General features: G+C 51.1%; 15 protein-coding genes and 1 pseudogene. 8 read left to right on the forward strand and 8 right to left on the reverse strand.

Annotation, left to right across the window (positions count from 1 at the left end; genetic code table 11):
* Nucleotides 1-11 precede the first annotated feature (11 nt).
* The gene (locus tag LCH85_02860) at nt 12-1,253 is read left to right on the forward strand and encodes an amino acid ABC transporter substrate-binding protein (GenBank protein MCA0350914.1); all 1,242 of its coding nucleotides are present in this window, start codon (nt 12-14) and stop codon (nt 1,251-1,253) included.
* Nucleotides 1,254-1,348: 95 nt separating this feature from the next.
* Here LCH85_02860 and LCH85_02865 read toward each other — a convergent pair whose 3' ends face one another.
* The 5 genes and pseudogenes from LCH85_02865 to LCH85_02885 form a co-directional block, all read right to left on the reverse strand.
* Entirely contained in the window at nt 1,349-3,082 is a 1,734-nt protein-coding gene (locus tag LCH85_02865) for a zinc-binding dehydrogenase (GenBank protein ID MCA0350915.1), read from the reverse strand.
* Entirely contained in the window at nt 3,079-5,193 is a 2,115-nt protein-coding gene (gene ptsP / locus LCH85_02870; protein ID MCA0350916.1) for a phosphoenolpyruvate--protein phosphotransferase, read from the reverse strand. Before ptsP ends, LCH85_02865 begins: the two co-directional genes overlap by 4 nt.
* Nucleotides 5,180-5,653, reverse strand: coding sequence for a PTS sugar transporter subunit IIA (locus LCH85_02875; protein ID MCA0350917.1), 474 nt, complete (start codon nt 5,651-5,653; stop codon nt 5,180-5,182). Before LCH85_02875 ends, ptsP begins: the two co-directional genes overlap by 14 nt.
* Before the next feature lies 1 nt (nt 5,654).
* A pseudogene (locus LCH85_02880) lies at nt 5,655-7,079 on the reverse strand (PTS mannitol transporter subunit IICB).
* A 354-nt stretch (nt 7,080-7,433) separates the two neighbouring features.
* Entirely contained in the window at nt 7,434-8,975 is a 1,542-nt protein-coding gene (locus tag LCH85_02885) for a hypothetical protein (protein MCA0350918.1), read from the reverse strand.
* 328 nt (nt 8,976-9,303) lie between these two features.
* On the opposite strand from LCH85_02885, the gene LCH85_02890 reads away from it, so the two are divergent.
* The 3 genes from LCH85_02890 (at nt 9,304) to LCH85_02900 (ending at nt 11,687) form a co-directional block, all read left to right on the forward strand.
* The gene (locus LCH85_02890; protein MCA0350919.1) at nt 9,304-9,852 is read left to right on the forward strand and encodes a sigma-70 family RNA polymerase sigma factor; all 549 of its coding nucleotides are present in this window, start codon (nt 9,304-9,306) and stop codon (nt 9,850-9,852) included.
* Nucleotides 9,849-10,664, forward strand: a complete 816-nt coding sequence (locus LCH85_02895; protein ID MCA0350920.1) for a DUF4367 domain-containing protein — start codon at nt 9,849-9,851, stop codon at nt 10,662-10,664. Before LCH85_02890 ends, LCH85_02895 begins: the two co-directional genes overlap by 4 nt.
* Nucleotides 10,665-11,066: 402 nt before the next feature.
* On the forward strand, nt 11,067-11,687 hold the full coding sequence (locus tag LCH85_02900) for a hypothetical protein (GenBank protein MCA0350921.1): 621 nt from the start codon (nt 11,067-11,069) through the stop codon (nt 11,685-11,687).
* On the opposite strand, the gene LCH85_02905 is transcribed toward LCH85_02900, so the two are convergent.
* Nucleotides 11,679-12,122 carry an NUDIX hydrolase gene (locus LCH85_02905; protein MCA0350922.1) on the reverse strand — a complete coding sequence of 148 codons (444 nt, stop codon included), beginning with the start codon at nt 12,120-12,122 and terminating at the stop codon, nt 11,679-11,681. The genes LCH85_02900 and LCH85_02905 overlap by 9 nt on opposite strands.
* 357 nt (nt 12,123-12,479) lie before the next feature.
* Here LCH85_02905 and LCH85_02910 point away from each other — a divergent pair, with 357 nt between their 5' ends.
* From LCH85_02910 to LCH85_02920, 3 genes are read left to right on the forward strand one after another with little or no spacing between them, the layout of a single operon-like run.
* A complete protein-coding gene (locus LCH85_02910) occupies nt 12,480-14,111 on the forward strand; it encodes an amidohydrolase (GenBank protein ID MCA0350923.1) in 1,632 nt (543 codons plus the stop codon).
* Nucleotides 14,099-14,758 carry a hypothetical protein gene (locus LCH85_02915; GenBank protein MCA0350924.1) on the forward strand — a complete coding sequence of 220 codons (660 nt, stop codon included), beginning with the start codon at nt 14,099-14,101 and terminating at the stop codon, nt 14,756-14,758. The genes LCH85_02910 and LCH85_02915 overlap by 13 nt, the downstream gene beginning before the upstream one ends.
* A gap of 9 nt (nt 14,759-14,767) precedes the next feature.
* Entirely contained in the window at nt 14,768-15,970 is a 1,203-nt protein-coding gene (locus LCH85_02920; protein MCA0350925.1) for an ABC transporter permease, read from the forward strand.
* Here LCH85_02920 and LCH85_02925 read toward each other — a convergent pair.
* Nucleotides 15,967-16,920: an STAS domain-containing protein gene (locus tag LCH85_02925; protein MCA0350926.1), complete on the reverse strand. Its 954-nt coding sequence runs from the start codon at nt 16,918-16,920 to the stop codon at nt 15,967-15,969. The genes LCH85_02920 and LCH85_02925 overlap by 4 nt on opposite strands.
* Nucleotides 16,921-17,022: 102 nt before the next feature.
* On the reverse strand, nt 17,023-18,189 hold the full coding sequence (ribD, locus tag LCH85_02930) for a bifunctional diaminohydroxyphosphoribosylaminopyrimidine deaminase/5-amino-6-(5-phosphoribosylamino)uracil reductase RibD (protein MCA0350927.1): 1,167 nt from the start codon (nt 18,187-18,189) through the stop codon (nt 17,023-17,025).
* Between the two features lie 57 nt (nt 18,190-18,246).
* Here ribD and LCH85_02935 point away from each other — a divergent pair, with 57 nt between their 5' ends.
* Nucleotides 18,247-19,671 carry a beta-glucosidase gene (locus LCH85_02935; GenBank protein MCA0350928.1) on the forward strand — a complete coding sequence of 475 codons (1,425 nt, stop codon included), beginning with the start codon at nt 18,247-18,249 and terminating at the stop codon, nt 19,669-19,671.
* The last annotated feature ends 237 nt before the right edge of the window (nt 19,672-19,908 follow it).

Here is a 19,908-nt window from a genome sequence, read left to right on the forward strand (position 1 = left end):
CGAGGTCGGTTATGTGGCAACAACGCTGTTGGCTTCGAAGCTTAGCTTATTTGATGATCATCGGTTTGTTAGGCGGTTGTATCAGCACCAGTGCCAACCAACAACCGCTGGTGATCACCTTTGGCGCATCGATCTCGATTACCGGCAAAACCGCTAAAGAAGGCGAATATGTGCGTGATGGGTATCAATTTTTTGTTGATACCCTGAATGCTCAAGGTGGAATTCTGGTCGGCGGCCAACGCTATCAATTGCGTTTACGCTATTACGATGATGAATCGAACCTCGAACGCACAGCTGAGCTGTATGAAAAATTAATCAATCACGATCAAGTTGATTTTTTATTGGGGCCATATGGCTCGGATGCCACCAGCGTTGCGGTAGCGATCGCCGAAAAATATCATATTCCATTGGTTTCGGGTCATGGCTCGGCCAGCAGCATTTATGCCAATAACTATCACTATATTTTCAGTGTGCAAACGCCCGCCCGTCACTACTTAAACGGAGTGATTGATGCAGTATTGGCGGCTGATCCAAGCCTCAAAACGCTAGCTCTGTTGAGCGAAACCGATTCGTTTTCGCAGGATGTTGCCCAAGGCGTGCGCGATTATGCCCAACAGCGCGGATTAAATGTGGTTTATCATGGCGATTATCCCAGCGATGCGCGTGATGTGAGTCATCACTTAAATATCATTAAGCAACTTCAGCCCGATATGTTGCTCGGTGCAGGTCATCTGCAAGAGGCTTTATTAATCGTCAAGCAGGCCAAAAGCCTCGATCTTAGCCCCAAGGCAATTGGATTGAGCGTTGGGCCATTATTGCCGCAATTTCGCGCCAATTTACAACATGATGCCGATTATATTCTTGGCCCAACCCAATGGACTCCGGCCCTCGACTATCATGGTGATGATAGCTGGCAAACCCCAGCGGCCTTCGCCCAAGCCTTTCGTCAACAATATCCGCAATATAAATCGGTACCCTATCAAGTGGCCGAGTCGGCGGCCTCATTGATTGTGTTTCAACGGGCCTTTGAGCGGGCAGGAACGATTGATCGTTTAGCGGTGCGCGATACGATTAAAGGCTTAAAACTTAATACTTTCTTTGGTCCAATTCAGTTTGACGCGCAGGGCGTGAACAGCGACAAACCCATGGCGGTTGAGCAGTTGTATCCTGATGGTCAAAAATATACGGTGTTTCCCCAAGCCGTGGCCGAAAAACCACTGTTGTACCCGATGCCCGCATGGAGTCAACGCTAGCAAGCGATCGTGACCATCAGACTAAATACTAAAAGATCAAAAAAACCGCCCACTTGTCATGAAGTGAGCGGCACAATCTTTGGGAAACGTAGCAATTAGCGTTGCCAGAAGGTTTCGATCAACGCTTGTTCGGCCTCAGGATTCCAAACATTGCCCTCGCCAAGTTTGGCGGCAACTTCGGGGAAGTTTTTGTGCAATTCATCAATCCCGGTCAGTGGCAAGCCGCTGAGTTGTGGGAAGATCACGACTTTGCCAGCATAGGTTCCGGCCATCATAGCTTTGACCCCATCAAGCGCGGCTTCGATACCACCAACCGCCGCGACCGAGCGATTAGGCGAGAGTTCACCTGCCACAGTTTTTTGAATCACAGTCGCTTGGTCGATAATTCGTGAGCCAGATGTGCCCGTAAATTGGGCATTGGCCAAGTAGACATTGCTCAAATTCAATGGCGCAAAAGTGCCATTGGGCACGCCTGCAAACAACACCAACATCCCGTTGGGAGCCATCAAAGTTGCGGCATCGCCCATCAAGGGGCCGCTAGGCACGCTCACAATTACATCATCAGCACCAAGATCGTCGGTTTCGAGCATGACCGTGGCATGCAATGAGTTTTCAACGGTTGGGTTGATCAACAGCAAGCGTTTGCCGCGTGATTCGGCCAAACCACGGAATAAACGATCTAAGGCGCGTAAACGATCATCGTTCACGTCGGTAGCGATAATCGTGCGTGGGCCATTCGGCAATTCAATTGCCCGTTGAACGTGCATTTGACCCATCGGGCCACCAGCACCCACAAACACAGCGACACCATTTGGCAGTAAATCGCAGCGATTGCGAGCTTCACCATAGGCTGCACTAATATCTGTGCTGTTTGTGCCAACATAGGCAATATAATCGTAGTGAATTCGGCCAACATCAATCTCAGGCAACCCATCGAGCGCAGTTTGGCCAACCAGATTAAACGTGCCACGGCGAGCCACCAAACGCGCCGCAGCACTAACTTGGCTCGCCGAGCGTGGATCAAGCATAACCACGTCATCAAAACCTTGGTTGCTGGTCAGATCATTGCGTAACTCAAGATAATCGTCAACGTTCAAACCATCGCGCACAATAATTTGGGCTTTGCTGGTTTGCTGTAATTGTTGCTGCAATTGTTGCGGTACGTCGGTCAAAATAATGCGGGCTGGAGCATCGAAGCCGCTGCTGAAACTGTAGCTGCGTTGATCGCCAGCTTGCCCGATAATCCACAATGTACCACCCTCTTTGGGGTTAAGCCGCCGACGCTGAGTATACGCACCTTCGACACAGGCCCATGGCTCGGTCAAAGCGGTTTCAGCATAGCCCATGCCCTCGCCAACTGGCAAAACATAGGCTCCATCATCGGCATTCAGCACTTCAGCGCCAATCAAGTGAAACTGAGTCAAACCACCAGGAATAGTATAGCCATAGGCGGTGCTCATGCCATCTTGATAGATATCGGGCTGAATCGCCAAACGCTGGCCCGGTTGATACTGGTTTTGTAAGTCCTTGCCAACTTTGAGCACAGTCAAAGCCGCCTCATGGCCCAACCGTGTTGGTTCAGTCGCCAAATCACGGTTATACAGCTTGGGATGGCGACCACCCTGCTGAATTAGCTTTACATCGGAGAAACACATGCCGACTGCATCGACCCGCACCAATAGTTGATCGGCGGCAGGTTCAGTAACGGCAAAGGTTTCTGGTTGGGCATTGCGCCCGATATGTTCGACCCCAGCCCCATACATATTCCAAGCAACCGTAGTTGCCGCAATTGGGGCATTGGGGGATTGATAGTCATCAAACGTGGTCATTGGTCGAACGCTCCTTGGCGTACTTCGGCGGCAGTGGCACAGGCCAACGCCCGCCGAGCAGATGTTTGGCACTGAGCAAAGTTCAATGCCCGGATTTGGGCTTTGACAGTTGGAATGGCGGGCACGCTGACGCTGAGTTCATCAACCCCAAGGCCCACCAAAATTGGCACAGCTTGCGGATCAGCGCCCAACTCACCGCAAACTCCGACCCATTTGCCAGCCGCATGGGCCGCCTCAACCGTTCGCGCAATCAGGCGCAATACCGCTGGATGCAAACCATCGGCTTGAGCCGCCAGCGTTGGGTGCGTCCGATCCATGGCTAAGGTATATTGGGTCAGGTCGTTGGTGCCAATTGAGAAGAAATCAACTTCAGCCGCCAAAATATCGGTCATCAAGGCCGCTGAAGGTACTTCGATCATAATCCCGATTTCGATTGGCGCTACTTGCAATTCGTTGCGAATCCGCTCAATTTCGGCTTTGGCTGCGCGTAACTCACCAGCATCAGCAATCATCGGGAACATAATGCGCAAGCAACCAAAGCTGGCAGCGCGTAAAATTGCTCGTAATTGGGTTTGTAGCAATTCAGGGTGTGCTAGGCACAAGCGAATGCCACGCTCACCCAAAAATGGGTTTTCTTCCGCCGGCAAGGCCAGATAGGGCAGTGGCTTGTCGCCGCCAATATCCAAAGTGCGCACAATCACTGGGGCATCGCCCATGGCCTGGGCAATCTCGCGGTAGGTTGCGAACTGCTCATCTTCGGTTGGGGCTTGGGTGCGCTCCAAAAATAGAAATTCGGTACGCAACAAACCCACGCCATCAGCGCCCAAGGTTGTTGCTTGTTGGGCTTCGCTCAGGCCCCCAATGTTAGCAACCACTTCGATATGCTGACCATCAACGGTTGTAGCTGGCTCGTTAGCGCTGCGCATGGCCAATGCTTGATGCTCACGCTCACGCTGCTGGGCAGTTTTGGCTGCGGCAATGGCTTCAGGCGCTGGACTGATCAACAACGTGCCAGCCGTGCCATCGAGAATTACTTCGGTTCCGGTGGCAAGTTCGAGGACGCTTGGGCCAGCACTAATCACCGCTGGCAAGCCCAAGGCACGAGCCAAAATTGCGGTGTGGGCATTCGGGCCACCCACGGCTGTGCAAAAACCTAACACTTTGGCGGGATCAAAAGCAGCGGTTTCTGAAGGTGTCAGATCATAGGCCACCACAATCATCGGCTGATTGGCCTTGGCCCAGTGGGCGTCAAGCGTCGAGGCTTCAGCTCCTACCAAAAGCCGCAGCACCCGATCGCCCACATCACGAATATCGCTAGAACGCTCGGCAAGTAGGGCATCGTCAAGTTGGGCAATCGCGTTGGCCTGTTGATTGATTACATTCTGCCAAGCGACTTCGGCTCCTTGCCCAGCGCCAATTGAGCCATGCACGGCCTCAAGCAAGGCTGGATCGGCCAAAATATCGCGGTGAACATCGAAAATGGCGGCTTCACTGGCATCAGCCCGTAGCAATACTTGTTCGCGCAGCGCCACCAATTGCTGTTGGGCGGTGGTTAAGGCCGCTTGCAACCGCTGGAGTTCGTTATCCACTCCGCTAAATCGGTGGTTAATTTCGATTTGTGCACGTTCGTAGCGCAAAATTGGGCCAACTGCAATGCCAGGTGCGCCAGCAATCCCTTGGACGGTCGCGCCAGCTTTGAGTGGCTCAGCCCGGGTTGGGGCTGGCGCAGGCGGCGGTTCGGCCACAGCAACGGTGGTTTCAAGTTTGGCATGGCCATTGAGCTTGGCATGGCCATTACGAGCCGCAGCCAAAGCATCATTAACGCTATTGGCGGCTGGTGTGCCATGCCCTTCGCCCAAACCTTCGTGCACGGCAGTTGCGATGGCTTCAGCAGCGGCAGCTTCATCTTCGCCGTTAATCTCGATTTGGATCGCCTGACCACAGACTACGCCGAGGGTCAACAGCGCGATCATACTTTTGGCGTTGACCCGCTTGCTGCCAGCACGAATCGAAATCGTCGATTTGAATTGTTTTGCAAGGTCAACTAAGACTCGAGCAGGCCGCGCATGCAGGCCTGCCGAGTTATGAATCACCAGATCAAGCTCCTGCATGATGCCTTTCCTCGTCGTAGGCTTCTTCCTCACGCGCTCGCCCTAATTGCTCAAGAATCTGCGATGGATCGCTGGTTTGAGCCAATTGCTGCACAATCGTTTCATCCTCGATCACTTCGGCTAAGTTTGCTAACACACCCACATGCTCATCGGCGTTGGCAGCAATCCCAATCACCAAATAGGCCAATTCGCCTGGCTCCCACTCAACGCCGGCGGGAAACTGCACCACGGCAATGCCAGTGCGAATCACATCGGCCATATTTTCGTGCTGACCATGGGGAATCGCAACCCCATTGCCCAGATAGGTTGAGATAACTTGTTCGCGCTTCAACATACCATCGACATAGTTGGCAGCGACACAACCACTGGCAACTAACAACGCTCCGGCCTGCTGAATCGCCTCTTGTTTGCTAGCAGCGCTGGCTCCTAGCCGAATCGTTTCGCTCGATAAGATTGCCATTTTAGGCCTCCACAAGATCAGTGCCATCCTGCAAGCTTTGAACAACTTGATCAAACACAGGGTCATTGAGGAATTGGGTAAAGGCAATCACAACGGCATTAGGCGCTTGCTTCCGCGCAAAATCGGCCAAACCTTTGTGCACCAACACCAGCTTGGCATCGGTTGGCAACGAGCGCACCGATTTATGGACCACCGTGATGCTCAAATTGGCTTGTTTGAGTTTCTTTTTGAGTGCGGTAACACCCATAAAACTTGAGCCAATCCCTGCTTCACAGGCAAAAACAATCGTTGTAACATCGGCAGCGGCAATTGATTGAGCCATGACATACCTCCTTCAGTTGAGATTCAAGCGCAATTAGTGGGCGGTTGCAGCGGTGCCAGTCATTTCTGAACTGGTTTGCGCATCTGCTACGGTTTCTTCGCCAGGGAAGAGTTTGAGCAACATCGAGCCAGCCACAAACGAGCCAACAATCCCGACGAAAACCCCACCCAAGACCGCAAAGTGGCCACCACGTGGAATAACTGCCAAGTAGGCAAAGATCGAGCCAGGTGATGGCGTAGCAACCAAACCTGCATCAAAAATCACAAACCACAGGTCGGCTAAGATCCCGCCAGCCCACATTGCCACAATCATCACGGGGCGAGCCAAAATGTAGGGGAAATAGATTTCGTGAATCCCACCGAGGAAGTGAATCACAGCAGCACCAGGTGCTGATTCTTTGAGGTTGCCTTTGCCAGCAAACCAGAAGGCCAAGAGCAAGCCTAAGCCTGGGCCGGGGTTACTTTCGAGCAAAAAGTGAATCGCTTTGCCACTTTCGCCAACTTCAGCCACGCCTAAGGGGCCAAGAATCCCGTGGTTGATGGCGTTATTGAGGAAGAGCACTTTGGCTGGTTCAATAATAATATCGGCCAAAGGCAACAAACGCCAGTCAATCAGAAATTGAACCCCAGAACCTAGACCTTTGCTCAAGCCTTCGACAATTGGGCCGATTGTCATATTCGCCAACAACACCAAACCCATTACCAAGAAGCCCGCTGAGAAGTTATTGACCAACATTTCAAAGCCAGTTGGCACGCGATCTTCGAGAAACTCGTCGATTTTCTTCATCAGGTAGCCGCCAAGTGGCCCCATGACCATGGCCCCGATAAACATTGGAATATCGGCCCCGACGATTACACCCATGGTTGCGGCGGCCCCAACCACCCCGCCACGGGTATCGTGAATCATCTTACCGCCAGTATAACCAATCAAGGTTGGCAACAGGTAGGTAATCATTGGGCCAACGAGCTTGGCAAAGGTTTCGTTTGGAATCCAACCAGTTGGGATGAACAGAGCGGTGATTAAGCCCCAAGCGATGAACGCACCGATATTGGGAACAACCATTGCAGCCAAGAAGCTGCCGAAGCGCTGAATATGCTGTCGCATGATGGGCGTTTCTCCTTTGAAGTCATTGTTAATCGTCGTTGATTGCCCCGTGGATTCAGAATGGTGGTTCGTCAGCTAACGCCCGGGTTGTTATCTGCGCAACAGTCACCCACGGTATCGCACACACCGCTAAGAAGAGGTTCGCCGTGGTGTTCTGGCAGTGCCCTACACCAGCCCGACGATCCTGTCGTAGGTTGTCAATCGAGGGAGATAGCTCCGGATGGACAGAGGTTTCGATGTGTTTGTGTACTATTAACGGTACAGGCGTTTTAGGCCATTGTCAAGCCATAAAACCCATTTTATTAATCTGTCTTTTGGTTGCGCTATTACGACAAAATGCGATGATTTAGCAAACTAAACCATCCACTGGGTCAGCGCTGCAATATCTTCTGGGTGCAACATTGGATGCACTTGGATGACATCAATTGGCACACTAGCCAATGCTAACGGCGCGGTCGTAATCACCAAGTCGGCATTGGCTAAACGTTCTGCCGAAAGCTCACGCATCGAGAGCACTTCAAAAATACCTAGTTTGGGAAACCGTGCTTTGAGCCGCGCCACCAAAAGTTGGGTCGTGGCCATGCCGCTCGGACAAACCACCAAAATATTGCGGGTTTGCACAGGCCGCGCCCGCACCACCGCCGCCCGCAACAACAAAATCAATTCATCACGGGCATCAATCGGCAAAGCCACCCCAATCGTTGCCAGCAACTTACGATCAATTAAATCGGCCACACGCCGCTCAGTTGCATAACGTTCGCTCTGCGTTTCGCTGGATTGATGAGTCGGAATCCATAGACCAAAGCGCTGGCGATTGCAGGCTGGCGGAATTAAGGCGGCCAAACCATCATGCAAAAGCTGATCGTTGGCTAGCTCGGCTAGATCGTAGCTGGTGGCAATCAAATCAATTAGCCCATTGATCAAACGAACGGTTACGTGATCGGTCTCATGTTGATTAGGCCAAGGCCGTTCGCGGGCAGCACATACCAATTGCAAAGCAACACCAGCAATTTCAGCAAGATTGCTCGTGGCACTGGCTTGCAAACCATAATGTTGCTCAAATTGTTTAGCAACTGGCCAAACCTGCTGTTGCTCAAGCCAGTATAACGTTTCGGGATGCCAATGCAGATACTGTTGGGTGTTGATGCGTTGCTGTTGCAAAGCCAAGGCCAAAGCTAATAAACTAATTGCCTGATCGCTAAACCGCGCATTTAACGCAGCTTCAGCCCAAATCACCTGCTGTTGGGCTTTAGGCAGATCAAGCTCCTGCAAAAAGCTATTGACCCGTTGAATAATCGGCAAGAGGGCTGCATCTTGTTGTAACACAAAATCAAAACCAAGGCCCGCTTGCACGCTGATAATTGGCAAACTAAATGGTACATCGCCCCATAACAACGCGGCTAAAGCTTGGCGTTTGGCCAACTCAGCGCCTTCGATCCAGCAGCCGCGATGCTGCCGCCGCACCACTTGCAAACCAAAACTGGCCAACCAAATCTCCATGACATCGAGATCTTTAAGCACGGTCGTGCGAGCAACTGCTAAATCTTGTTGGAGTTGGTTGAGGGTCAAGGGTTCGGGGGTAATCAACAACACGAAGGCCAAAAGCTGACCACGTTGTTCGGGCGTGAGAATCAATTGAAATTTAGCATGGGATTCTAATTCAGCGTAGAGGCGTTCACGTTGCTGGGCCGAGCAGATTAGCTGAATGCCAACCCCAGGCACTTGGCGCAAACTGGCATGGCGACGAGCCAACCACAGCTTAATACTCCGTAAACTATAGGAAACTTGGCGTGGTGTGAGATGGAGAGACTGACCGAGCGCCGCAGCCCCAATCGGAGTCTCAGTGGTAAGCAACAGATACAACAGATCACGTTGAGCAGTCGTCAGCGACAGCATACGTTTACCCCATAGTTGTGGAGCGAAATAGGTTCCCTACAATCAGAGAGTTAATGTATGCTAGCTGCGTTTTAGCCCATTGTCAAGGGCTAAATCATGTTTTATTAATACATTTTTTATTACTTTAATTAATACAAAAGTGGATGATTTGACTTAACCAGTTTGAGATTAAAATCCTCGTTCGTGCCATTTGTAATCCCAAAACAACCTTCGCGTTCTGCGTGGTTAAACCTAGCCCCTGATCACTGAACCCTAGTTGCTCAATATTGCTTGTAATACTTTAGCAGGTTGGGTGTAGTTTAAGTGCGTCAGATAAGTGAGGCCAACGATGATTCAAATTCAACAACCAACCCGTGAAACAAGCAATCAGCACATTGATTTTGCTGAACTCTATGCCCAACAGTATGCATCAATCTATCGCTATATTGCCTACCGCGTGCGCGATCCTGCTTGTGCCGACGATTTGGTGGCCCATACCTTTGAGCGGGCCATGAGCCGCAGCGAAACCTATCGCGCCGACCGTGGCAGCCTTGGAGCATGGATTTTTGGGATTGCCCGCCATTGTGTTGATAGCCATTTTCAACGCCAACGACGGCAACGCTGGCTCTCATTAGATTTTATGCGTGAACATGCTGCTGATAATGCCGACCCAATTGCTGACACTCTACGCAGCGAGACCAATCAACAGCTGTATCAGGCACTGCATAAACTTAAAGCTCATGAGCGCGATGTGATTGCCCTGAAATTTGGAGCAGGCTTGAACAATCGCCAAATTGCCGAAATTACTGGCCATAGCGAAAGCAATGTTGGGGTACTGCTCTACCGCAGCCTGCAACGGCTTCGTCAATGGCTACCAAATAGAGGATACGAACAATGATCGAGCAACAAATCCAGCAATTTAATGCTGATGTTGACCACTTGCTTGAAACTGGTCAACTACCATCGTCCGCCGATCCGAATCATCAAGCCTTACTGCATCTGGCCCAACAGTTGGAACAATTGCGTTTGCAGCCGAGCAGCATCCAACAGGCAGCTACTGCCCAACGGATTCAACAATTTGGCACTGGCAAACATCATTCTGGAGGTTTTATGTTGAAATCAAAAATGCGCATGGCCTTAGCCGTTGTTATGGCCTTAGTTGTCGCAACCGTTGCTGTACCACCATTGCGCAGCTATGCTAGCCAAATTTTGCGCCAAATTGGCTGGTTGAGTGTGACCAACGAGCCAACCAAAGCTGAACAATTGCTCACTGCAACCGAGGTACCACCAATCCCAGACCAACCAACCGCAACCCCACCAGTGCTCAGCGATGCTAGCCTGTTCAATCCAACCTATCTACCAGCTGGTTACGTTGCCAACCCAAGCTACAGCGGTCGCTACTATGCCAACGATAGCACACCCGATTCGATCTATATCTCGGTACGGAGCATTGAAGAAGGCAGTACCCTCGGAGTTGGGGCAGCCAGCACCACACCGATCACAGTGCGCAACACCCAAGGCTTGTATATCGAGCAAGCACCGTTATACATCAAAGCGAAAGAAGGCAAGATGTATCAAGAAGATCTTGAAACAGTCGCGGTTAATTTGGTCTTATGGGAAGAAAATGGCCAAATTATCATCGTTGAAAGCTATGTGCTCGATCAAACAACCCTCATCCAAATTGCCGAAGGCTTAGAAGTCAACGAATAACCCTAGCGGTCAGGCATCAGGGGCTAGTTTTTAGCGCAGAGGCGCAGATCAGAAATCAGGGGCTAGGGGCCAGTAGTTAACCCAGAGGTTGTAAAAAATGCGGGTGAAGTATTGTTAGCTGCCCAAGGCATATAAGAATAATCATCCAAATCTGTGCCAATCTGTGGCTAAAATCGACACTTTGTGATAAAACTGGCTCCTAGCTCCTGACAGCTAATCCCTTCCTAATCGCCTATAGCCAAGTTTAGCTCGGGCCACAAAAGTTAACACAACGCTGCTAATTATGATCTTGCAATGCAACAATCGCTACCGTACCATACGTCATAGCAACGTCAGCAATCAAGGCTCCGCTATCATTATTACAACATCAATCGGAATGTGCATTGCCGAAAGGATCGGGCTATGGAATGTTTTGAGTGTGGTGAAACAATTAATCCCAATTTACGCTATTGTTTACATTGCGGGGTCTCGCTTGAGGCTATGTATGCAGCGCCACCAACCATGCCTGCCGATAAATTGCCACCCTTGCCATTATTTATGCAAGCAGCACCGCAGCCATTAACCGTCGCGGCAGCGCGGGTGCAGCCCATCAGTCAGCCCGAAATGAATTATCAATTGCCCGTGATTGAGCAATTACGCGCCAATATCAAAGATCCTAACTTTTTGATGCAAGTCATTTATTTTCTGGTGATTGGTTTTTGGAGCAGCCAAATGTGGTTGGTTGCAACCTGGGTTTGCGCATTGCTCGGCTTGAATATCACCCAACCAATGCTCAATTATTTGCCAACGATTACATTTTTGAGCTTACCCCACACCGATGGCCTCGTGACCAGCCTGCGCAAAGAGCTACCACGCGGTCTCTGTTTGCTCTATGGCATTTGTGTTGGCTGGTATCTGAGCATGCTTTGGATGCAGGTTATCTGGCTAGCCACGGTTAGCGTTGTTGGCTTGCCTTTAGCGCAAAAAATGGGCCGCTTGTTGCCGAGCGTGATGTGGCTCAAGCCACTGCCCAAACTAGATTAAACGATTCGAGCGCCAGATCGTGTTAACCACCTCTAGCACGCTTCGCTCACGCGGAAAGCTAATTTGCTCAAGTGCATCGGGCAACAAAAACCATTGGGCATCGTCGATTTCCGAAAGCTGTGGCTTGAGACATCCGCCAGTACAGCGAAACAGAAAAAACTCGACCCATTTATGCACAAAGTGACTCTCAACCCGAAACCAATATTGAATTGCCGAAAGCGAGCAAACGATTTCGCCGCGTAAGCCAGTTTCTTCGTTTATTTCACGGCGGGCTGCTTGGGCAAAGGTTTCGCGACCTTCACGATGGCCTTTTGGCAAACCCCAGCGTGTACTGTTATGGGTCGCAATCAGCACTACCTCAGGCACTTCATCCATCCAGCGATAGCAAACACCACCGGCTGAATAAGCAATACGACTTTTGCGAATCTGGCTCATTCATGCCTCCATCAGGTATCAAGATGCGAGCTGACCTAGGGCCGCCCGCATCTGGCGTTCAGCAAGCTTAACGCTACTGAACAAGTATTCGATTTTGCTTGCTTCATCATATCATGAGACTGAGCGATCTTCGGCAAGCAAGCTCAAATTCTGTTTGATACCTACGTGATTTAGCGGGCTGAACGCCGTTTGAAGAAATAGGCCAAGCCTGCCAATGCCAACGCCGCCAATGCACTCTTTTTATGTCGAACCATGGCAATTCTCCTTATAATTAGTAATTCCTAAGCAGCAACTAAGCAGGATATATGCCATGTTTTTGTTACAATGGTAAGCAGTCTTTGTTACTGGAGAACAACCATGGCCCGTGATCGTTTGTTAGCTGGTGGCGCGATTTGGACGCTCGACCCAACTGTGGGTGTGGCTGAAGCAATCGCTTTGCGCGATGGCAAGGTATTGGCAGTTGGCAGCAATGCCGAGGTTCGAGCAGCCATCAGCGCCGATTATGATTATATTGATTTAGCGGGGCGTAGCGTTATTCCTGGCATTTGCGATGCGCATATTCACTTGCTTTGGAGCGCATTACTGGCCGATCAGATTGATCTGCAAGAGGTGGCTTCGTTTGAGCAGGCATTAGAAATTATTCGCCGCCATGCTGAACGCTTGCCCGCCGATGCTTGGGTGCTTGGCTCAGGCTGGGATCATAGCTTGTGGCAGCGCGATTGGCCCACCGCCAGCGAGCTTGATCAAGTAACTGGTGGCCGCCCAGCTTTCATCACTCGCAAAGATTTGCACTCAGCTTGGGTCAATAATGCGGCCCTCCAACGCGCCAATATCAGCAAATTTAGCAGCGATCCTGATGGTGGCAGCATTGGCCGTGATAGCGCAGGCGAACCCAACGGCATGCTGTTTGAAAATGGTCAATTAGCAGTCAAAGCCTGCATTCCAGAGCCGAGCAATGCGCAAAAAGAGGCCAGCATTCAAACCTTCATCAAACGCATGCATCGACGGGGCATCACCAGTTTGCATGTGCCCGAAGGCCCAGATTGCTTTGCGGCGGTGCAGGCACTTTATGGGCGGGGCGCACTCGAAATGCGCATTTTGCACCATTTACGCATGGATTTGCTTGATCATGCGCTGGCGATCGGCCTCAAATCGGGGTTGGGTGATGCTTGGCTACGTTTTGGCAATTTGAAAATATTTAGCGATGGCTCACTTGGCTCGGCTACTGCACATATGCTCACCCCATTTGATAATCTACCAGCGAATGCCCCCCATCCCTACGGCATTCCGATGTTAGATCGCGAAGATCTGTTTGCGACGATTGATCGGGCGCTTGCCAATGATATTAGCGTGATTGTGCATGCTATCGGCGATGCTGCCAATCGCACGGTGCTCGATGCAATTGAGGCGGCAATCAAGGCCAATCCTGAAACCTTGCAACCAAGCCTTGGCACTGGCCCCGTAGCGGCGCGAATTCCCAATCGCATCGAGCATGCCCAAGTTTTACACCCTGATGATATTCGGCGCTTCGGCCAACTTGGAGTGATTGCCTCAATGCAGCCGATTCATGCTACCAGCGATATTACCTTGGCTGATCGCTTGTGGGGCCAGCGTTCGCAATATGCCTATGCTTGGCGTAGTTTGCAGGCTAGCGGCGCAATTTTGGCCTTTGGCTCCGATGCGCCCGTTGAATCGTGGAATCCATGGGCTGGCTTGCAGGCAGCGGTCACCCGTCAACGCCCCGATGCCACTCCAGCAGGCGGGTGGTATCCCGAACAATGCTTGAGTTTAAACGAGGCACTGTGGGCCTACACGGTCGGCCCAGCAATTACCTCAGGTGAGCAAGCGTTTAAAGGTAGTTTGAGCGTGGGTAAGCTCGCCGATTTGGTAATTCTTGATCAAGATTTAGCCCAAGTAGCCAACGATCAAGTTGCCAAGGTTCAAGTTGCCCAAACGATCATTGAGGGACAAACGGTATGGGAAGGTTAATCTGCATTTTCAGTTTAATCGTGCTCTTGGTGGGCTGCACGGAACAACCAGTCGCGCCAGCGAGCAACCAAGTAACGACAGCACCAACTATGATCCAAGCTAGCCCAAGCCCTCAAGCTGCGGTGGCACCATTGGAGCCAACCAGTACGCCCAGCGCAACTGAGCCAGTTTCCTTGACCTTCACCACCTATCGCGATCCACGTGGAGTATTTGCGATCGATGTGCCGAGCAATTGGCGCACCGAATCGCTCAAAAATGGCATTGGAATCAGCAGTTTTGCCTATAATGCCAGCGTCGTAGTGACAATTTCGTTTAGTTGGCAGGCCGAACAACTTGATTCAACCAAAGCGGCGGAAATCGTCGAAATGGTTAAATCGCAAACCTTCGCTACCTATCTGACCCGTGATGTGCAATTGAATAGCGCTAGCGAAGGCGCAACCTATCGCCTCGAAGGCACGGCCAGTTTGAATGCCCAGCCGATGTATGTGCGCTTTGAACTGAGCCAAACCACAGGCGGCAGCATCATGCTGCAATCGTGGCTTGTGCCTCAGGATTTGTGGCCCGATGTCGAAACGACGTTTTACACCCCAATGCAGCGCAGCCTCAGCATCGATGATGAAGCGGCAGCGGCCTTGGCTCAGGAGTAAGGGATCGGCATGAGCAAAATCTGGACTATTGCCCGCCATGAATATTTCACCCATCTACGCCGTCGGGGCTTTTTGATTTCAACCTTTGGCATGCCACTGATCTTGGTTGGACTCTTTGTGATTGTGGTAATCGTGTTGCTGCTTTCATCGCAAGTCAAGGCGATTGGCTATGTTGACCAAAGTGGCTTAACCAGCGGCTTGCAGCCCGACATTGCTTGGAATAGTAATTTGGGTACGGTTCAAATCCGTCAATATGCCAGCTTAGATGCGGCGAAAGCTGCCTTACAAGCTGAAACAATTGATGCGGCGTTTGTTGTGCCCGCCGATTTTCTTAGCAGTGCGACGATTGAAGGCTATGCCCTTGAAGCCTTGCCCCAGCTTGCCGAAAGCCAATTTGGTGGTTTTTTACGGGCAGTTTTGGCGGCGCAGTTGCTCGATGAACCAGATGTGGTGTTTCAGCCAATTCGCAAGCTTGATAGCATTGTGCTTGATGCGCCGCCCGAAGAGGCTCGCCGTTCGGGTTTATCGATCGCTGTGCCAATTTTCTTTGGCATTTTGCTGCTTGGCTCGACCTTCGGCAGTGGTTCGTACTTAATGATGGCCTTGATCGAAGAAAAAGAGCAGCGGATTATGGAGATTTTGGCTAGCTCGCTCTCGACCTACCAAATTATGACTGGCAAAATTCTGGGCTTGGGCGCATTGGCCTTGACCCAATTGAGCATCTGGGCCAGCGGTGGCTTGGTATTATTGGGCTTTGCCGCAGCTCAATTTGATTTAATCGGAGAGCAAGGCATCAGCATTGGGGTGATTGTGCTGGGGTTTATGTTGTTTTTCCCCAGTTACTTTATTATTGCTGCTACGCTCAGCGCCATCGGTGCAGCCGTAACCAGCGCCCAACAAGGCCAGCAACTGACGGGGATTGTAACCCTGTTATGTACGATGCCACTGTGGTTTATTGCCGTGTTGAGCAATAATCCCAACGGCGCGTTGGCGATTGGCTTTAATCTATTTCCTTATACCGCTCCCGTAACGTTGCTACAACGGGTGATGAGCGGCAGTGTGCCAATCTGGCAGCAAATCGCCACGGTGGTTTGGTTGTGGCTTGCCGCTGGCTTGATCACCCGTTTTGCCGGGCGAATTGTGCGGATTGGCTTGTTGCGCTATCGCCAAAGCTTACGTTTACGCGATTTATTACAGCTAGGCAAACTTTAAAGGGTAGCGGCAAGTTGTAAGGCCGCATACGGCGTTGGGGCGGTGCGAACCATGCCCAAATCGATCCGTTGCCGCACTAAGGTTGTGGCCAAATCAGGGCTGATGCCACTCAAAATCACCGAACTGCCCAATAAACGAATCGCGCTGGCGAGGCGCAGCAATTGTTGGGCAGTTTGGGCATTGACATTACTGAGGCTGGTAATATCCAAAATAATCGCATTGGCGCGGCGCTGATTAACTGCCGCTAAAATCCGATCAGTCAATTGAGCCGCCCGTTGATCATCGACATAGCCAATGATTGGCGCTAGCAAAACTTGCTCGGCAACTTCAACGATCGGCGTTTCCAAGGCGGCAACGGTTGCCAACAAGCGTTGTTGCTCCTCAGATTGCGTCTGCAAGCTGCTGGCGCGATCTTCGGCCTCTTGGGCGTAACGTTGAGCCATGCCACGCTCAGTTTGAGCCAAATCCAGCGCTTCGGTATTGGCCTGTTGGGTTTGCTCCAAAATCAAACGCCCTAACCACAAGCAACCAGCAATAAAGGCATAGCAAATCGCATAATCCACTTTAAGATAAGGCGTATCGCTATCGGCTCGCAACCATGTCACGACAATTGCCACCAGCGCGGTGATGATCGTCGTGCGCGAATCGGTGACCACAAAGGCCACCGCCATCGGAGCCAACAAGACTGGCGAGAAGTAAATATCTTTGGCGGGATCGATCAGTAATAACACGGTGATTGCAGTGGCCACCACCACGCTGGCAATAGGCACCCAAGGCCAATTTCGCCAAGCCCCAAAGGCCAAACCAAGCGTTAAAATTGGCAAAATGCCAAGGCCGATTAACACTTCAGGTGCACCATCATTGAATGCTAAGAAGAGTAAGCCCAAAATACTCATAACCGATTCAAATAGCAACAGGCTTAACAAGGCGAAACGTTGACTCAGACGCATGATGGCGGTTCCTTTATCGTGTGCAGGGCGATGCCTTGTCCATTCTAACAGGAATGTAAGCGTTCTCAGGGTGATTTTTCAGCCCCCGCAAGGTGAACATTACTATACCTGTGGGTTGGGATAGGCAGTAAGCCAAATATCAGCCCCGATTTGCTCACTACTGCGTACTTGCCAAAGCTGGGCTTCGCTCATACGGGCGATACCAACTCCAGCAACCGGACTTGGCGCAACTCCACCAATAATCTTGGGTGCGATCACTACTTGGACTTTTTGAACTGCCTGCGCCGCCAAAAATGCTGCAATCGTTTCGCCACCACCCTCAACCATTAACGAGCTTATTCCCCGTTGACCAAGCTCGCTCAACAACGCTGGAATTGAAACCCGACCCTCAAGATTGCTCGGTAACTCAAGAATTTCAGCATTGTTGAGGCTTGCTCGCCATGCAGCACTAGCAGCGGCAGTTGTCGCAATAATCGTTGAGCTAGGCACAGCTTGCGCCAACATCGCCGCGCTGGAAGGCATGCGCCCACGCGCATCAAGCACCACACGCACGGGGTGTTGCACTGGTCGCCAATGCTGCTCAAGCCGTGTAGTCAATAGTGGATCATCGGCCAGCACGGTGTTGATGCCCACCAAAATTGCATCAGTTCGATCGCGCAATTCATGCACTTTGTGGCGCGAAGCTGGCCCGCTAATCCAACGCGCATCGCCGGTGCGCGTAGCAATTTTGCCATCAAGGCTCATAGCATATTTGACCGTTACAAACGGCTGTTTGGTGGTAATCCAATGGCGAAAAGCCTCAGTTTGGTCAATTGCTGCCGCTTCATATTCAGGCGCAAAGCCCACCCGAATACCTGCCGCTTGCAAAACTGTCGCCGCATCGTGCTCGAAACGTGGGTTGGGATCACGCGAAGCAATGATCACCTCGGCAATTTCAGCGGCGATAATCGCATCGGTACAAGGCGGGGTGCGTCCCCAAATTGTACAAGGCTCCAACGTGACATATAAACTTGCGCCACGAGCTTGTTCGCCAGCCTCACGCAAAGCCATCACCTCGGCATGAGCTTGGCCTGCTGGCTGAGTATGGCCGCGCCCAACAATTTGGCCAGCCTGAACCACCACCGCGCCCACCGCCGGATTCGGACTAGTACGGCCAAGCGCGAGCGCAGCTTGCTCAAGCGCTACCTGCATAACATTCAGATTCATCAGCCTGCTCATTTCAATCAGCAATTCAGCCGTATAATACAGGCGGTCTGGTGATTGCGCCAAACAGCTTCCATGAGACCGATTTCAAACATTGCAGTAATTCATGTCAAAGGAGACCACATGACGACTGTAGAACAGCATTTTCCTGCTGATTTTATTTGGGGCACAGCCACCTCATCGTACCAAATTGAAGGCGCGGTGCATGAAGATGGCCGAGGTGAATCAATTTGGGATAGATTTAGCCATACGCCAGGCAAGACCAAATTTGGCCAAACTGGCGATATTGCCTGCGATCACTATCATCGTTACCCTGAAGATTTAGATTTAATGCGTGAGCTTGGCTTGGCCAGCTATCGTTTTTCGATTGCATGGCCACGGCTTTTCCCCGAAGGCAAGGGCAAAATCAACCAAGCTGGGCTAGATTTTTACAAACGGATTATCGAAGGCTTGCACCAGCGTCATCTTACGCCGATGGCCACCCTTTATCACTGGGATTTGCCCCAAGCCTTACAAGACAAGGGCGGTTGGATGAATCGCGATACGGCTTTGCGTTTTGCTGAATATGCCGAGGCCATGTATCGCCAATTAGGTACAAGCGTGCCATTTTGGATCACCCATAACGAGCCTTGGGTTGCAGCCTTTGTTGGTCATTTCCAAGGCCGCCATGCCCCAGGCATCAAAGATTTGCCAAGCGCAGTCAAAGCCTCGCACCATCTGCTCTATTCGCATGGATTGGCAACCCAACTCTTCCGCGAAAGCAAATTGGCGGGCCAAATTGGCATCACGCTGAATTTAACCCCAGCCTACCCAACCCACGATACGCCCGACGATCATGCGGCGGCCTGGCGTAACGACGGCTATGGCAATCGCTGGTTTCTCGACCCAATTTTTCGTGGCAGCTATCCGGCTGATACAGTTGAGTGGTTCAATCAACACCATCAGATTGAAATGGATTATGTGCAGACTGGCGATTTGGCCGTCATTCAACAGCCAATTGATTTCTTGGGTATTAATTATTATTTCCCGAATCGGATTTCGGCGGCTGATGAAAGCAAATTTTTGGCGCTGGTTAATAGTTCGGCAATTGGCGAAACTAGTTTTCGTGGCTGGGAAGTTGTACCAGCAGCGTTTGCTGATTTATTGAAACGGGTTCAGCGCGATTATGGCAATACGCCAATTTACATTACTGAAAATGGCAGTGCTTTCGCTGACCTCAAACGCGCCGCAGACGGCTCGGTCAACGACGGCGATCGCATGAGCTATTTGCACACCCATTTGGAAGCAGTGGCCGATGCGATTGCGGCTGGTGTGCCAGTCAAAGGCTACTATGCTTGGTCGATGCTCGATAACTACGAATGGGCTGAAGGCTACGACGAACGCTTTGGGATTATCGAAGTCGATTTTGCCACCCAAAAGCGCACGCCCAAGCGGACAGCCCGCTGGTATCAGCAAATTGTAGCAAATAACGGCTTGCCAAGCTTGCCCGCTGACGTGCAAGCGCTAGCCGAACGCTACCGTAATTGCCCAATTGGCCCACAAGATTAAGTTTACTGGTGGTCGCTGGTTGCTTGCTAGCGACCACCAGCACATATATGCACATAGTAATAACCAAAATCAGCCATACTTGAGCAAACACTGTAACGATATTGGTTGGTAGCAAGCCTAAAATTGCTAAAATATCTATATTGCTAGCTAGCCTATTTGCTGCTATATTAGAACAATCTTTTAGCAGGTTTACACTTCGGGGATTCTTCAAAAAACATCACTCGTTGCACGGAGCAA

Source organism: Chloroflexota bacterium, assembly GCA_020161265.1.
Taxonomy (GTDB): Bacteria; Chloroflexota; Chloroflexia; order Chloroflexales; family Herpetosiphonaceae; genus Herpetosiphon.

Coding starts and splice junctions, on each gene's coding strand:
- LCH85_02860 (MCA0350914.1), top strand. CDS start 12: ATGTGGCAACAACGCTGTTGGCTTCGAAGCTTAGCTTATTTGATGATC.
- LCH85_02865 (MCA0350915.1), bottom strand. CDS start 3,082: ATGACCACGTTTGATGACTATCAATCCCCCAATGCCCCAATTGCGGCA.
- ptsP (MCA0350916.1), bottom strand. CDS start 5,193: ATGCAGGAGCTTGATCTGGTGATTCATAACTCGGCAGGCCTGCATGCG.
- LCH85_02875 (MCA0350917.1), bottom strand. CDS start 5,653: ATGGCAATCTTATCGAGCGAAACGATTCGGCTAGGAGCCAGCGCTGCT.
- LCH85_02885 (MCA0350918.1), bottom strand. CDS start 8,975: ATGCTGTCGCTGACGACTGCTCAACGTGATCTGTTGTATCTGTTGCTT.
- LCH85_02890 (MCA0350919.1), top strand. CDS start 9,304: ATGATTCAAATTCAACAACCAACCCGTGAAACAAGCAATCAGCACATT.
- LCH85_02895 (MCA0350920.1), top strand. CDS start 9,849: ATGATCGAGCAACAAATCCAGCAATTTAATGCTGATGTTGACCACTTG.
- LCH85_02900 (MCA0350921.1), top strand. CDS start 11,067: ATGGAATGTTTTGAGTGTGGTGAAACAATTAATCCCAATTTACGCTAT.
- LCH85_02905 (MCA0350922.1), bottom strand. CDS start 12,122: ATGAGCCAGATTCGCAAAAGTCGTATTGCTTATTCAGCCGGTGGTGTT.
- LCH85_02910 (MCA0350923.1), top strand. CDS start 12,480: ATGGCCCGTGATCGTTTGTTAGCTGGTGGCGCGATTTGGACGCTCGAC.
- LCH85_02915 (MCA0350924.1), top strand. CDS start 14,099: ATGGGAAGGTTAATCTGCATTTTCAGTTTAATCGTGCTCTTGGTGGGC.
- LCH85_02920 (MCA0350925.1), top strand. CDS start 14,768: ATGAGCAAAATCTGGACTATTGCCCGCCATGAATATTTCACCCATCTA.
- LCH85_02925 (MCA0350926.1), bottom strand. CDS start 16,920: ATGCGTCTGAGTCAACGTTTCGCCTTGTTAAGCCTGTTGCTATTTGAA.
- LCH85_02935 (MCA0350928.1), top strand. CDS start 18,247: ATGACGACTGTAGAACAGCATTTTCCTGCTGATTTTATTTGGGGCACA.